General features: G+C 42.0%; 13 protein-coding genes. 1 reads left to right on the forward strand and 12 read right to left on the reverse strand.

What is annotated here, in order from left to right; genetic code table 11:
- Positions 1 to 48 precede the first annotated feature (48 nt).
- From J2S23_RS01730 to J2S23_RS01765, 8 genes are all read right to left on the reverse strand, one after another.
- Complete coding sequence (locus J2S23_RS01730) at positions 49 to 1584, reverse strand: ClC family H(+)/Cl(-) exchange transporter (RefSeq protein WP_307121037.1); 1536 nt, start codon at positions 1582 to 1584, stop codon at positions 49 to 51.
- A gap of 7 nt (positions 1585 to 1591) precedes the next feature.
- Positions 1592 to 2662, reverse strand: a complete 1071-nt coding sequence (locus J2S23_RS01735) for an ABC transporter substrate-binding protein (RefSeq protein WP_307121038.1) — start codon at positions 2660 to 2662, stop codon at positions 1592 to 1594.
- Complete coding sequence (locus J2S23_RS01740; RefSeq protein ID WP_307121039.1) at positions 2662 to 3432, reverse strand: ABC transporter permease; 771 nt, start codon at positions 3430 to 3432, stop codon at positions 2662 to 2664. The genes J2S23_RS01735 and J2S23_RS01740 overlap by 1 nt, the downstream gene beginning before the upstream one ends.
- Complete coding sequence (locus J2S23_RS01745) at positions 3429 to 4232, reverse strand: ABC transporter permease (protein ID WP_307121040.1); 804 nt, start codon at positions 4230 to 4232, stop codon at positions 3429 to 3431. Before J2S23_RS01745 ends, J2S23_RS01740 begins: the two co-directional genes overlap by 4 nt.
- Positions 4216 to 5397, reverse strand: a complete 1182-nt coding sequence (locus J2S23_RS01750) for an ABC transporter ATP-binding protein (protein WP_307121058.1) — start codon at positions 5395 to 5397, stop codon at positions 4216 to 4218. The genes J2S23_RS01745 and J2S23_RS01750 overlap by 17 nt, the downstream gene beginning before the upstream one ends.
- Positions 5398 to 5411: 14 nt before the next feature.
- A complete protein-coding gene (murB, locus tag J2S23_RS01755; protein ID WP_307121041.1) occupies positions 5412 to 6314 on the reverse strand; it encodes a UDP-N-acetylmuramate dehydrogenase in 903 nt (300 codons plus the stop codon).
- 228 nt (positions 6315 to 6542) lie between these two features.
- On the reverse strand, positions 6543 to 7403 hold the full coding sequence (gene thrB / locus J2S23_RS01760; RefSeq protein ID WP_307121042.1) for a homoserine kinase: 861 nt from the start codon (positions 7401 to 7403) through the stop codon (positions 6543 to 6545).
- A 1-nt stretch (position 7404) separates the two neighbouring features.
- Positions 7405 to 8691 carry a homoserine dehydrogenase gene (locus J2S23_RS01765; protein ID WP_307121043.1) on the reverse strand — a complete coding sequence of 429 codons (1287 nt, stop codon included), beginning with the start codon at positions 8689 to 8691 and terminating at the stop codon, positions 7405 to 7407.
- A 223-nt stretch (positions 8692 to 8914) separates the two neighbouring features.
- Between J2S23_RS01765 and J2S23_RS01770 the strand changes: the two genes are divergently transcribed.
- Positions 8915 to 9634, forward strand: coding sequence for a pseudouridine synthase (locus tag J2S23_RS01770; RefSeq protein WP_307121044.1), 720 nt, complete (start codon positions 8915 to 8917; stop codon positions 9632 to 9634).
- 88 nt (positions 9635 to 9722) lie between these two features.
- Here J2S23_RS01770 and J2S23_RS01775 read toward each other — a convergent pair whose 3' ends face one another.
- The 4 genes from J2S23_RS01775 to pyrF all read right to left on the reverse strand — a co-directional run bounded on the left by J2S23_RS01775 (position 9723) and on the right by pyrF (position 14216).
- On the reverse strand, positions 9723 to 10664 hold the full coding sequence (locus J2S23_RS01775) for a glycosyltransferase family 2 protein (RefSeq protein WP_307121045.1): 942 nt from the start codon (positions 10662 to 10664) through the stop codon (positions 9723 to 9725).
- An 8-nt stretch (positions 10665 to 10672) separates the two neighbouring features.
- Positions 10673 to 12223 carry a glycosyltransferase-like membrane protein gene (locus J2S23_RS01780; RefSeq protein WP_307121046.1) on the reverse strand — a complete coding sequence of 517 codons (1551 nt, stop codon included), beginning with the start codon at positions 12221 to 12223 and terminating at the stop codon, positions 10673 to 10675.
- Positions 12224 to 12866: 643 nt separating this feature from the next.
- Positions 12867 to 13499, reverse strand: coding sequence for an orotate phosphoribosyltransferase (pyrE, locus tag J2S23_RS01785; protein ID WP_307121047.1), 633 nt, complete (start codon positions 13497 to 13499; stop codon positions 12867 to 12869).
- Between the two features lie 18 nt (positions 13500 to 13517).
- Complete coding sequence (gene pyrF / locus J2S23_RS01790; RefSeq protein WP_307121048.1) at positions 13518 to 14216, reverse strand: orotidine-5'-phosphate decarboxylase; 699 nt, start codon at positions 14214 to 14216, stop codon at positions 13518 to 13520.
- Positions 14217 to 14591: the final 375 nt, after the last annotated feature.

A 14591-nucleotide genomic window follows, 5' to 3' on the forward strand; every position in this document is an offset into this window, starting at 1 on the left:
GCTCATTGACCTTGTCTTTAGCAGTTCATGTAACACAATTCCCTCGTCTCAATCAAGAAGCAAAGCTTTAACTGCATCCATTTGATGCGTTCGAACAACTAGGTGAATAGTATTTCCCAGGTACAAGACCGTTTGTCCATGGACGATTTCTGAACGTCCGTGATTGATTTGCCCCGTGATGAGGACACCTTCTGGGAGATTCAGGTCGCAGACACGCTGACCTGCAATTTTCTCAGAAACGGGAATTTCAATGTAAGTGGCTTTAGAAGTTTCACTGGCATGCTCTGGAAGAATGCGCTCTAGCATCGCTTCGTAAATAGGTGCGCCCTTGAGCAGATCCATCACGATATAAGCCGAAAGGGTAACCAGTCCGAGTGGCATAAGCTGACGCATATCCCCAACCATCTCTGTCACAAGGATAATACCTGTTAGGGGTGCTTTTGATATTGCCCCAAAATAGCCCGCCATCCCAATGACAATGAATAGCGGCAAGTCAGCTGAAGTCACTATGCCAACTTGTTCAAAAATAGACCCGATTAGTAAGCCTAAAAGGGATCCTAAAGCTAGGATTGGCAAGAAAATGCCACCAGGCAAGCCAGACCCATAGCTAAGCATACTAAGAGCAAAACGTATGACAAAAATTAAAAGCAGGGCCCAAAATCCAAAGTTTGCATGTGGAAGGTGCATAATCAGCTCATGACCACCTCCCAATAGTTCTGGCAGAAAATAACCGACAGGAAGGATAAGGGCAAATGGCACCAAGGGATACCATTTGACGGGCAGTCGTAAAAACTTACCAAGTTTTTCATAAACAGTTGGCATAGCTAAAATCACACGTTCGTACTGATACCCAGCTACCCCTAAAATGATTCCTGTGAGGATCAATAACCAGTATTGACTGAGTTTTAAGGCAGGAATATCCATCGGAAGTTGCAAAATCGGCGTTAAACCAAACATCCAAAGAGACACTGCGTTGGCTACCAAACTTGCTGTTAAGGTCGTAATCCAGACTAAGCGTGAAAAGTGACGGTAGACTTCTTCTACCACAAAAAGAAGTCCTGCAATGGGAGCGTTGAAAGCTGCAGATAATCCTGCAGCTGCTCCACTGGCAATGAGTACTCGTGTTTCCATAGGAGACAATTTAAGGTAGCGGGCTAATCCCTTACCAGTCATAGCTCCTAATTGGATAGAGGGGCCTTCCCGACCAAGCATGAGGCCACTTGAAATCGCCAGGACCCCACCGATAAACTTGCGCCACAAAATATTCCACCAATTGGAATCTATTAGACCCTTTAGTTCACCCTCAACCTGTGGAATACCCGACCCTTTGACAGCACTCTCGCCCTTTGTCAGATAGGCAAGAACGCCAGTCAAGATGATATATCCTGTGACAATAGCAAAAAGCACGAACAGATTTTGTCGTGCTAATGCATACAGATGAACGACCCAGTCAAACCCTTGATGAATGAAGAGTCTGAACAAACTGACGACTAGTCCAACCACGACACCTACAAAGATTCCTCTTTGGACAGATACCATGATGGATCGTGAGACATATTGAAATTCTTGTTTTGTTTCTTCCATTTTTAAATTATTTCCGATACATTTTGAACTGCAGGTAGAGGTCATTGTAATCACCCAGTAATTCCTTACCAAGGTTATCGTAAACTTCAAGATTATCAAGGGTTTCGCCACTTGGGTAAAAGGCCTGATCCTCACGGGTTTCTTCATCTAACATGTCTTTAGCCACATTGTTAGGCGTTGAATAGCCCACATATTCTGCATTTCGAAGGGCGTTCTCAGGCCGCAACATAAAGGTAATGAAGGCGTGAGCCCCATCAATATTTTTAGCCGTCTTTGGAATAACAATATTGTCAAACCAAAGGTTGCTGCCCTTAGACGGTACGACGTAAACCAGGTTTTCATTGCCATCTAGCATCTCGCTGGCTTCGCCTGAGAAGCTAACAGCGACAGCTGCTTCTTCTTGGATCATATAGCCCTTAATCTCATCGGCAACAATGGCTTTGATGTTTGGTGTGAGGTCGTAGAGCTTATCAGCAGCTTCTTGGAGTTGAGCAGGATCATTTGAGTTGAGACTGTAACCAAGAGTCTGAAGACCGATCCCCATTCCTTCACGGGCTCCATCAATCAGCATGATCTTGTTGCGGTATTCCTCTTTCCAGAGGTCTTCCCACTCGAGCGGTTCTTCTTCGACCATACTGCTATTGTAAATAATACCTAACGTCCCCCAGAAATAGGGAATGGAGTACTTATTAGCTGGGTCAAAGGATTGATCAACAAATTCTTCGCCCAGATTTTCCATGCCTGTGATTTGGCTGTGATCAATGGGCAAGAGCATGCCTTCTTCGATCATCTTCGAAATCATGTATTCAGAAGGTACAGCAATATCATATGTGGTACCACCTTGTTTGATCTTGGTGTACATGGACTCGTTAGAATCAAAGGTCTGATAATCGACCTGGATGCCAGTCTCAGCAGTGAATTCATCGAGGAGGTCTGGATCAATGTAGTCTCCCCAGTTATAGATGACCAACTTACCCGTGCTTCCAGAATCTTTTTGAGCAGTCATGCCAGCACTAATCCCCCAAAGGATAAGAATAATGGCTAAAATACCAGCAAAAAAGGATACAAAACGACGCATTATGCTTCCTCCTTCTCACGTGAAATAAAGTAATAGCCAATGACTAATACGATTGAAAACAGGAAGACCAGAGCAGACAAGGCATTTATTTCGAGGGAAATCCCTTGACGTGCCCGTGAGTATATCTCAACAGAAAGGGTCGAGAAACCATTACCAGTAACAAAGAAGGTCACTGCAAAGTCATCCAAGGAGTAGGTAAAGGCCATAAAATAGCCTGCAATAATAGCCGGTGTCAAATAGGGCAGCATGATCTCTTGGAACATCTGACGATGACTAGCTCCTAAGTCATAGGCTGCTGAAATCATGTCCGCGTTCATCTCTTTAAGACGTGGCAAGACCATCAAAACCACAATGGGAATGGAGAAGGCCACGTGGCTGAGCAAAACAGAGACAAAGCCTAATTGAAAGCCTATCATGGTAAAGAGAATGAGGAAAGCCGCACCAATCATGACATCGGGCGCTACCATCAAGATATTGTTGGCAGATAAGAGCCCGTCCCGAAGTTTACGTTTGGCCTGATAAATGTAGATAGCACCAAAGGTTCCAATCACTGTAGCAATTAGGGAACTCAGAAAAGCTAAAAGAAAGGTTTGAGCTACTATCAACATCAAACGGCTATCGCTAAAGACAGCCTGAAAATGTTCCAAGGTAAAGCCTTGGAAACCATTCATATCCCCATCGCTATTAAATGCATAGTAAATCAAATAAAAAATCGGCAGGTAAAGTATGATAAATACTAGGGCTAAATAAAGGTTGGCAATTTTTTTCATCGGTCAGCCCTCTCTTTCGTCGCCCACATGATCAGGAGCATGGTCAGAATCAGAACAACTCCGATGGTTGAGCCCATCCCCCAGTTTTGGGTGGTGAGGAAATGTTGCTCAATAGCTGTCCCAAGCGAAATCACGCGGTTCCCACCAATCAAACGCGTCAGCATGAAGAGACTGAGTGACGGGATAAAGACCGCCTGAATGCCAGAACGAACCCCATTCATAGATAAGGGAAAAATAACCCTGGTAAAAGTCTGCCAGTTATTGGCCCCCAAGTCTCGGCTAGCTGAAAGGAGATTTTGATCCATGTCATCTAGGACATTAAAAATCGGCAGAATCATAAAAGGAATCTCGATGTAGGCCGCGACAAAAATAAAGGCAAAATCCGTAAACAAGATTTGCTGAGGCGCAATACCCATAAAACCGAGAAAGCTGTTGACAGCTCCGCTATTGCCAAAAATCCCAATAAAGGCATAGGCTTTGAGCAAGAGGTTAACCCAGGTCGGCAAGATAATGAGCATGAGCCAGAGTTGCTTGTGTTTAAGTTTGGTCAAGAAATAAGCCGTCGGATAGGCAATCAAGAGCGTGACTACTGTAATAATACCTGCGTAGAGAACTGAGTTCAGGCTCATCTTAAGATAGGTCGCATTAGGCGATGTAAAATAAGTCTTGTAGTTCTCCAAGGTAAAGTTATCATGAATGTCAAAGAACGACTGCCAGATAATCAGGGCTAGTGGGATAAAGACAAAGAGCGCCAACCACAACCAGTAGGGAACGGAGAGCCAATTAGAGGTTTTCTTCATCGCGTTCCTCCTCGATGGCATTGATCAACCCTTCTTCTGGCTCTTCTACTTCCACGTACTCTTCAATACGAGCATCGAATTCTTCTTCGGTCTCGTTGAGACGCATGATGTGGATATCTTCTGGTTCAAAATCAAGACCAATGACCTCTCCCACAATGGCCTTGCGGGTTGAGTGAATCATCCATTCGTTGCCAAGCTCGTCATAGGCGATAATTTCATAATGAACCCCGCGAAAAAGTTGCGTATCAACCTTAACTTGAAGCTTGCCTTCTTCTGGAAGGGTAATGCGCAAGTCCTCTGGTCGGATCACCACTTCAATCGGTTCGTTTGGCTTCATCCCACCATCTACCGCTTCAAAGCGTTTACCGTTAAACTCGACCAAGTAATCTTCAATCATGACGCCTGGCAAGATGTTGGATTCTCCGATAAAGGTTGCAACAAAGTGGTTGATGGGTTCATCATAAATGTCCACTGGTGTTCCAGATTGGACAATTTCCCCCTCGTTCATGACAAAAATCCAGTCCGACATGGCTAGGGCTTCTTCTTGGTCATGAGTGACAAAGACGAAGGTGATGCCAAGGTCTTGTTGCAATTCCCGCAATTCATATTGCATTTCTGTCCGGAGCTTTAAGTCAAGAGCTGATAAGGGTTCGTCTAGGAGCACGACGCGTGGTCGGTTGATGATAGCACGAGCAATGGCCACTCGTTGCCGTTGACCGCCTGACAGTTTTTGAATCGAGCGTTTCTCATAACCTTCAAGGCGAACCATTTTGAGAGCTTTTTTGACACGGGTCTCGATTTCTGCTTTGTCCACTTTTTGGAGATTTAAGGCAAAAGCGACATTATCAAAGACGTTCATGTGCGGAAAGAGGGCGTAAGATTGGAATACAGTATGGACGTCGCGCTTATTGGTTGGGACATCGTTAATCCGTTTGCCATCAAGATAGACATCTCCGGATGAGGCATCTAAAAGCCCTGCAATGATGTTTAGGATTGTAGATTTACCAGATCCTGAGGCACCCAGCAAGGTATAGAATTTGCCTTCTTCTAGCTCAAAATTAATATTTTTTAAGACGACGGTTCCATTGTCTTCATAGACTTTAGAAACATCCTTAAAGGCTATAATCGGTTGTTTTTCAGCCAATGACTGACCCTCCTTTTTCATATCTCCAACGGCCATCAAGCCTCTCCTATAATTCGGACTTCGCGTTCTAGCGTCACACCAAATTTTTCTTCAACAGTATGGATTACATGAGCGATCAACTCTTCATAATCTGAAGCAGTGGCATTATCCACATTAATCATAAAACCAGCATGTTTTTCAGAGACTTCAACGCCACCTATGCGATAGCCCTTGAGCCCAGCTTCCATAATGAGCTGACCTGCAAAATGGCCAACTGGTCGCTTAAAGACTGATCCACAAGACGGAAAATCTAGGGGTTGTTTTAATTCACGAAGATAATTCAACCGTCCCATCTCTTGTCCAATAATGTCATAGACACCTGGTTTGAGGGCGAATTTAGCGGAAATAACGATTGCACCTGTATCTTGGACCATCGAATGTCGGTAGCCAAATTTCATATCCCTACTATCAACCGTAATAATCTCACCTTGTTTGGTTAATAATTGAGCAGAGACTAAAATAGTCGAAATCTCACCACCGTATGCTCCGGCATTCATATAGACAGCGCCACCAACAGACCCAGGAATGCCACAGGCAAATTCAAAGCCCGTCAAAGAATGATAGAGGGCTACTCGAGTCGTATGGATTAAATTAGCACCAGCTTCTGCTTCAATCGTATACCCGTTAACAGTAATCGTGTTGAGCTTGTCGAACATGATGACAAACCCGCGAATCCCTTTATCCCGAACAATAATATTGCTGGCATTTCCGAGAACCATCCAAGGAATCTCATGGTCATTAGCATAGCGGACAATCTTAGCCAGTTCTATTTTATTCTTTGGAAATAATAGAACATCTGCTTCACCGCCAACTTTAGTATAGGTATAGCCCTTTAAGGGCTCGTTTACTTTATAGTCTATTTCTGTAAAAACAGACTGTATATGGTCATAATTAATCATTTCAATTCTTTCATCCAAAACTTGGCAAACGCCAGTTCTATTATATCATGGAAAGCTAAATTTTTCGAGAATGAATGGTGACAAACGAAAATAAAGGGAAAAAAGAAAGGCACTCCTTTCGTCTTAGGAAGCCTTCTCTCTTAATTAACTATAAAATTTAAAGTTTTAGTGAAAATTGTTTAACTACAATCGACCATGAAAACCATTATGCACGACAATAGGTGATGTTTACGAAACAGATATACCTTTTTTATCGACGGTTAAAGAAACGCATTCCCCCTTGAAATTAAGAGCATTCACAGCTTTATTGATCACTTCTACCTTTTCATGAGGGGCAATGACCATAACTGTTGGTCCAGCACCTGATAAATAAGTCGCATAAGCACCATGATCATGTCCAATTGCTTTGATGGTAGAAAACTCTGGGACAAGTTTTTGTCGAAACTGTTCGTGAAATTTGTCCGATTCAATAGCCTGACCAGCTTTTGTAAGATCACCAGTCAGTAAGGCAGCAACTGCCACGTTAGCGATAGATGATGCAGCAACTGCTTTTTTATAAGACAGTTGTGTTGGTAGGACACCTCGACTATCAGAAGTCCGTAATTCATAGTCTGGAATAAAGGCTAAAAAAGCAGCATCTGGAAAATCAGCCACGATAGCAGTCGCTTTTTTATCAACATAACTGGCAACGACCAGATTCCCAAAAATAGCTGGCGCCACATTATCGGGATGACCTTCTATTTCAGTTGCCAGTTGCAACTTTTGTTCTTTAGAGAGGTTGAGGTCTCCCAATTGATTGGCTAATTCAATACCAGCTACAATTACCGAACTAGATGAACCTAATCCTCTTGCCAATGGAATATCGCTTACCATTTTAAGGCGATGTGGTTTTAAATCAGACTTTATTTTTAGAGCAGTTTTGAGCAGTAAATTATGCTTATCATGAGGCACGTAATCAAGATCGTGTTCAATATACCACTCCTCAGATGGCCCTTCCACTGTGATGGTCAAGTATTTACTAACCGCTACTCCCACTGAGTCGAATCCTGGCCCCACGTTTGCTGAGGTAGCAGGAACTTTAATTTGCATATTACTCTCCTAAAACGCGTAAGATATTATGAATTTCAAAATCAGCAACAGCTTTTAAGTCTTTTGAAACATTATCCAACTGCTTCTTGTTCATAGCGTGTGTGACGATGACAATACGAGCAGTTTGTCCGTTGGCTTGACTTTGAAGAATTTGTTTAAATGAAATTTGTTGCGCATTAAAAATTTCTGCAAGCCGCAAAATTTGACCAGGTTGGTCTGGTGTTTGAATAGAGAAATAGTAATCACTCTTAATATCCTCAGCCTTAGCTAACTGTGCTGGACGAGAAAATTCATTAAAGGATTTACCAACTGTCTTATCGTTTAATCTACGGCTGATACGGATTAAGTCGGCAACAACGGATGTCGCTGTTGGTTTTTGCCCTGCACCAGGTCCGTAGAACATTGATTCTCCAATACCAATCGATTCAACAAAGACTGCGTTCATCACACCATTCACACTGGCTAGAGGATGATGTTTAGGAAGGAAGGTTGGAGACACTTCTGCTGCTAACCCGGAAGCCGTTTCCTCAATTGAAGCCACAAGTTTGATAACATAGCCTAGTTCTTGTGCCAAGACAACATCGTCAGTGGTCACGTCACGAATCCCTCTATGAACGACATCCTCAAAATTAATGGTCATCCCAAATCCAAACTGACTCAAAATAACAGCTTTATAGGCTGCGTCGATTCCGTCAACATCATTGGTCGGGTCCGACTCAGCATATCCGAGCTCTTGCGCTTTTGCTAGAGCAGCTTGATAGGACCAGCCTTCTTCGACCATTTTAGTCATCATAAAGTTAGAGGTTCCATTCAATACACCTAACATTCTTGTGATTTTGTCAGAAGTAAAAGAATTAGCTAAGGTTCTTAAAATGGGAATACCACCAGCTACAGCTGCCTCATAATAAAGAGCGACCTGGTGTTTTTGTGCAATAGCCAGCAAGTCTGCCCCATGGACAGCCAGCAAGTCTTTATTGGCAGTTACAACATGCTTTCCAGCTTCAAGAGCACGCGTGATGAAGGTTTTAGCAGGCTCAATCCGTCCCATCAACTCTACAACAATTTCAACATCAGTATCTGTCAAAATCTCATCAATAGATGTCACAAAGTTATACTCATGGCCATCAGCCAGCAAACGATTCTTTTCCTCATCGTCCTTAACAAGGACTTTTGCAATTTCAATTTCCGATTTCGCCGCTTGTTCGATCTTGATTTTATTTTCCTTTAAAAGATAAGGGACACCACTAGCAACTGTACCAAAACCAAGCAAAGCAATTTTCACTGTCATAACGACTCCTTAAAAAACATTTTTTCTATTATATCAGATTTTTCAGAAAGTTTGTAGTACTTCTTCTCTTTAATCTTCTGACCTTTGCTAAAGCCATAACATTCTTGACTTTACATACAAGCGTTTATGACCATAATGTTAACTTCAGTTTGAACTAGAAATTTCCCTTAATTTTTTATAAACTGATAGTAAGATGAAAAACTAATAGGACGATTAGAGCAACATGCGTTTAGATAAATTACTTTGGAATCATGGGTTACACTCCAAGAAAAAAATCAAACAAGCCATCCGTCATCATGAAGTCATGATTGATGGTGAGCCTGCAAGGCATATCGGGCAAAATGTTGATGCTTCTTTGCAGCATATCAGCCTTTTTAATCGGCCTATCAAAGATTCAAGTCAGCTGTACTTTATGCTCCATAAGCCAAAAGGCGTTGTGACAGCTGTTAAAGATTCCAGCAAACAAACGGTTTTAGACTTGCTAGATCCTGAAGATCGCCCCCAAGGGATTTACCATATTGGCCGGCTCGATGCTGATACTGAAGGCCTTCTTCTCTTGACCAATAATGGACCTCTCGGACTCCGCATGCTCCACCCTGATCATCACATCAGCAAAACCTACTTAGTTGAGGTGAACGCTGCCATAGACTGGCGTGCTATTAGTCGCTTTGATCAAGGAATTACATTCCGAGATGGAACGCGATGTCGTTCTGCCCAGCTCCAGATTCTTGAAAGCCGTCCAGGGTATAGTTTAGCAACAGTGACCTTATCAGAAGGAAAATTTCATCAAGTTAAAAAGATGTTTTTAGCAGTAGGTAGCAAGGTAACCTCCTTAAAACGCATCTCCTTTGGTCCATTTGAATTAGATGCTTCATTGGAACCAGGCCAATACCGACCTTTGACTCAGGATGAACTTCTTTTATTGAAACCCTATTTAGATTAATACCACATCAAAACTTCTTAGCATATATATATGCAATTACAGTTTATAAAAAGACCTTTCTGGTACTAATGGACCAAAAAGGTTTTATTTATTTTTGAGCACGACTTCTTTCTTTGACAAGATAGACTGGACGTTTTTTGGTTTCCATAAAGACTTTACCTAGATATTTCCCAATAATCCCTAAGGATAGGAGCTGTAATCCTCCTAGAAATAGCACAATAACTGTCATAGATGGCCAACCAGCAACGGGATCACCAAAGGCCAATGTTTTAAAGATAATCAAAATACCACCAGCAAATGCAACCAAGCAAAAGAACAGCCCTGCAAAAGTAGCAATACTCAGAGGAACTTCAGAGAAATTGACAATTCCTTCCACTGAATATTTGAACAAACTCCAAAAATTCCAGCTTGTTTCCCCTGCTACACGCTCGATATTTTTATATTCTAAGTACTCGGTCTTAAAACCAACCCAGCTAAAAATCCCCTTAGAGAAGCGATTGTATTCTGTGACTTCCAAAATGGCATCAACCATGTGACGACGCATCAATCGAAAGTCTCTCGCTCCATCTACCATCTCAACATTTGAAATGCGATTAATGAGGTTATAGAACTGCTTAGCAAAGAATGATCGTATGGGTGGCTCTCCATCTCTGCTGGTTCGCCGACAGCCCACACAATCCAAATCAGCATTAGCTTCCAAGAGTTGGACCATTTCGAGTAAGAGTTCAGGGGGATCTTGCAAATCCACATCCATAACAGTCACCAAATCCCCCCGCGCTTCACGAAGTCCAGCATATAGGGCTGCCTCTTTGCCGAAATTTCGTGAAAAAGAAAGATAGTTTACCGCTGAATGGGACTGACTCAGTTGTCTCAAAACATCCAGGGTTTTATCTTTGGAACCATCGTTAACGAACAAATAGTCTAACTGATAGCGACCAAGTAACTTAGCTTGAATTTTTTCCATCTCTTTAAAAAATAATGGAATGGATTCTTCCTCGTTGTAACAAGGAACAATAACAGATAATAACATAAATACCTCTATTGATCATCGTAAGACGATACGTTGTTTTTTAGCGTCCAATTCCCCCAACCTAAGGCTGCAATAAAGACAATTTGAGGAAGGAACTGGATTAAATAGCGAGATTTGCCACCTTCAAAGAGTTGAAGAAATAGCAAGCCTCCAAATAAAGCTAACCCTAAAAATTGGTTAATCTGATTAGAAGGAGTTTTAGAATGGATAAAAAAGAACACTAATCCCAAACTGAGTAAGACCCAAATAAATTGAATAAAATAATCATAATATTGAAACCCGGATTCATCCGTATAGATCAGATACCGACGAACAAATTGAGCTAAGTCGTGATTAGCTGTTTTGTCTGTTAAAGGATTCATATAATCTGATTTTTCCTCGTCTGGCGACTTGTAAATCCAATTGAGATTGCCTTGACCAGTGGTTCGATATTGCTTGTATAAGGTATGATCCAAAAAGCTTATTAGATTGTATTCTTTTAAGCGCCGTTTGATTTCAGCCAGCTGGTATTCATTTTTGAACATCCCGTTGTTGTACTTGTTATGGTCTTCTTCGGGAACGTACTGTAACAACCCATCTTTCATATCGGTCTGATCAGTCCCACTGTGCGTTAATCCCAAATTAATAAAGGTCAAAGCATTTTTTGAAAGACCGTCTTCTGTCATAATAACCACTTCGGTCTGGTGATCTTTATAATAGCCTAGCCCACCATAACTGACACCTAAACCTAGGGAAAACAGCAAAAAATAAGGGGTGGTTTTTCGCATTGAGTGATAACTAGCATAAACGATAAAGAAGGCAATGACGATAATGGCGCCTGTCGGTCGAAAAGCCAGTCCCAGACCAGTCAGGAGTCCCAAGAATAGAAACCCCCACTTGTCTTTTTTGGTTGGGTTATTCTTTAATATAGCTATTAAGGCATAAATCTGAATGGCCAGAATTGGTAAGACCATGACATCAGTATACATGGCCATAAATTTTGGCGTCAGGAGAATTAAAAAATAATAAAAGGTAAAGGTTCTATCCGCAACAGCCTGATCAAGATGGCGTTTCGCTGCGAGGTAAAGGATACCACCAGCTAAATGGGTATAAAGGATATTGAATCCTTGAAGGACCCAAACTGCCTGTTGCCCAAAAAGATGATAAAAGAACCGCTCATATAAAAATAACATTAAGTTATTAGGGTTTCTAGAAAGATAACTGGAGATAGACTTAGCAGGAATGGCTTCAATAGCCCCGTTAAAGACAACTGCAGCATCAGAACGGATCATCATATCCGACGAAAGTAAAAGAATGACCTGAAAAATAAGAGCTCCAAGAAGTAGCCAGATTTTTTTGCTCATTAGCCAGCGATAACCTGCTTGAATTTTGGAAAATTTGAATTTCAGCAGGTACAAGGTCAGAACGACAAGAATTAGAACAAACACCAAGGTATTTAATGACTCATACTTACTGTATATTTGCCAAAACCAGGTGAGACTTGAGAGCAGCCATAATATAGAAATGCCAATCATCAAAATGTTTAAGATTCGAAAGGCGAGGGTTATTATTTTTTGCATAATCTCTTCTTTCTTTTTGATAGCCCTTATAGTTTACCAAAAAAAAGAGAAATAATCTGATAAAAACCTTATTTAGAGATCAGCTTGCCTCAAACACCACTAATGCTTTGATTAGCTTACAGCCTAGTTCCCTAGAAATTCCTTTTTTAAAATAATCCTGATCTCGTTTCAGTGATTAAAAATAGAGTCTAGCGGGCATCAACTGAACTGTTTCGATGTGATTAAAAATGAGGCTGGGAAAAAATCCTAGCCTCCTAATCATTTATTATCAGTTAAACAAGGCGCAGTGGTTGGGAGTAACACTCACTGGCTATGCCAGTTTTAGTGTTACCCCTGCACAGGTCATTAGGTATATTAGCACCAATGAGCCACTGCTGAGTGGCCTCTAAGTCGCCGATTTAATCAGCTATTATAGCCCTAACAAAAGAGGGAAACGTCTTTTCCACTATTTCCAACCTCAAACAGTCACTTTCTGACTGTTTGAGCTATGCGGGGGTGGGAGTGAGAAGGTCTGGGGATAGACCCTCTCAGGCCGTAGCTAAAAATGAAAAAGGGAGGGGAAATCGAACCTATTCGGTTACCGATTTTTGTCCCACTCCCAATTGAAATCTTTAGTAAGATTGACTCTAAGATTAAGTTGTTATTAATCTTGCCAGGTTTCCTGATTTTCCTTGAATTTTTCAAGCAAGACTAAGCCTTCTTGTGTGATATAGTCTTTTTCTTTCGCAACTTGGATCAACTGGCTGTATCCAGATAAGGTTTCTAGAGAGACACCTGCTTCTGCAAAATTTTTGTCGGCTTTTGGCAATTCATAAGTAAAGATGGCTACAACGCCAAGGACTTCTGCACCTTCACGTTGCGCTGCTTCCACAGCTTCAAGGACAGACCCTCCAGTTGAAATCAAGTCTTCAACAACCACCATTTTTTGCCCTTGATGAATACGCCCCTCTACCTGATTACCAGCTCCGTGAGCTTTTGGCTTGCTACGGATATAGGCAAAAGGCAGGTTCATTTTGTCCGCAATAATAGCACCATGTGGAATACCAGCCGTTGCGGTTCCAGCAATGACTTCCACTTCTGGAAATTTTTCCTGAATGGTTTGGACAAAACCATCTTCAATGCGCGTGCGGACTTCAGGATAAGCAAGAGTCACACGATTGTCTGTATAAATTGGCGATTTGATCCCTGAAGCCCAAGTGAAGGGGTCTTCTGGCTTCAAATAAACGGCTTCAATAGCTAATAGGTCACTGGCAATTTGTTGGGCTAATGTTGACATGATAATCTCCTTTTTATATTATAGCTGTCCTGACCAAGCTGCTTTAATCGCTTGATAGCTAGCAACTGGGTTTTCTGCTTGGGTGATGGGGCGTCCAACGACGATATAGTCACTTCCAATTTCCTGGGCTAACTCAGGTGTGACAACCCGTTGCTGGTCTCCGACACTGGCTCCAGCAGGTCGAATGCCTGGGGTCAAACAGACAAAATTTGCAGACGTCGCTTCTTTGATCGCAGACACTTCTTTGGCTGAGCAAACAACGCCATCGAGGCCTGCTTCAGCAGTCCGAGTGGCATAATGAACCACCGAGTCGACAAGACTCGTTTGGATGTTTTGGTCTGCCCGCATCTGTACTTGGCTTGTAGAAGTGAGCTGGGTAACAGCGATTAATTTGGCTTTGTCTCCAAGACCACGTCGTGCAGCTTTCATCATTTCTACTCCACCTGCTGCATGGACATTGGTCATGTCTACATCTAATAACGAAAGGACTCGCATGGCTGATTCAACTGTATTTGGAATATCATGGAGTTTTAGGTCAAGAAAAACTGCATGTCCTAAAGATTTAATGTAACGCACGATTTCAGGACCAGTGCTATAGTAGAGCTCCATACCTATCTTAAGGTAGAGTGATTCTTCCTTGGGAAATTGGTCAAGAAATGTTTTCACGGTTTCAAAATTTGGAAAATCGAGGGCAATGATGGGACGTTGTTCTCGCATACTATTTCCTTTCTATCTGGTCTGGGAGAGCAAGGCAAACAAAAATACCCCAACCGTCGAGGCTAGGATACAGAAAAAGGCAGCGTCCACCAAATGACCTATCCTGAGATAGGTTTTTTCCTGATACCTTGAAAGCCTCTCTGGACTTTGTTAAAGGTTATTTGTTTTACAATACCATTAATCCTTAATAATGTCAAGAAATAGTCTGAGCGAGGGTTGGAAGAATAGAGTTGGCATATTGTCAAGTCAAGTGCAACACGTTCGATACTGAATTAGAATGCCTTTGTTTAGGCTGTTTGGGCTTGCACAAACAGAAAATTTGCGGTTTTATAGTGGTGAAGTCGCCTAGGTCTATTATTGATAGCAGAGACATAA

The organism is Streptococcus moroccensis, from assembly GCF_030812835.1.
Taxonomy (GTDB): domain Bacteria; phylum Bacillota; class Bacilli; order Lactobacillales; family Streptococcaceae; genus Streptococcus; species Streptococcus moroccensis.

Excerpts from the sequence above, each read along its gene's own strand:
- murB (WP_307121041.1), bottom strand. The coding sequence starts at position 6,314 with ATGATTAATTATGACCATATACAGTCTGTTTTTACAGAAATAGACTAT.
- J2S23_RS01765 (WP_307121043.1), bottom strand. The coding sequence starts at position 8,691 with ATGACAGTGAAAATTGCTTTGCTTGGTTTTGGTACAGTTGCTAGTGGT.
- J2S23_RS01775 (WP_307121045.1), bottom strand. The coding sequence starts at position 10,664 with ATGTTATTATCTGTTATTGTTCCTTGTTACAACGAGGAAGAATCCATT.
- pyrE (WP_307121047.1), bottom strand. The coding sequence starts at position 13,499 with ATGTCAACATTAGCCCAACAAATTGCCAGTGACCTATTAGCTATTGAA.
- J2S23_RS01770 (WP_307121044.1), top strand. The coding sequence starts at position 8,915 with ATGCGTTTAGATAAATTACTTTGGAATCATGGGTTACACTCCAAGAAA.
- J2S23_RS01730 (WP_307121037.1), bottom strand. The coding sequence starts at position 1,584 with ATGGAAGAAACAAAACAAGAATTTCAATATGTCTCACGATCCATCATG.
- pyrF (WP_307121048.1), bottom strand. The coding sequence starts at position 14,216 with ATGCGAGAACAACGTCCCATCATTGCCCTCGATTTTCCAAATTTTGAA.
- J2S23_RS01780 (WP_307121046.1), bottom strand. The coding sequence starts at position 12,223 with ATGCAAAAAATAATAACCCTCGCCTTTCGAATCTTAAACATTTTGATG.
- J2S23_RS01735 (WP_307121038.1), bottom strand. The coding sequence starts at position 2,662 with ATGCGTCGTTTTGTATCCTTTTTTGCTGGTATTTTAGCCATTATTCTT.
- thrB (WP_307121042.1), bottom strand. The coding sequence starts at position 7,403 with ATGCAAATTAAAGTTCCTGCTACCTCAGCAAACGTGGGGCCAGGATTC.
- J2S23_RS01740 (WP_307121039.1), bottom strand. The coding sequence starts at position 3,432 with ATGAAAAAAATTGCCAACCTTTATTTAGCCCTAGTATTTATCATACTT.
- J2S23_RS01750 (WP_307121058.1), bottom strand. The coding sequence starts at position 5,397 with ATGAAAAAGGAGGGTCAGTCATTGGCTGAAAAACAACCGATTATAGCC.
- J2S23_RS01745 (WP_307121040.1), bottom strand. The coding sequence starts at position 4,232 with ATGAAGAAAACCTCTAATTGGCTCTCCGTTCCCTACTGGTTGTGGTTG.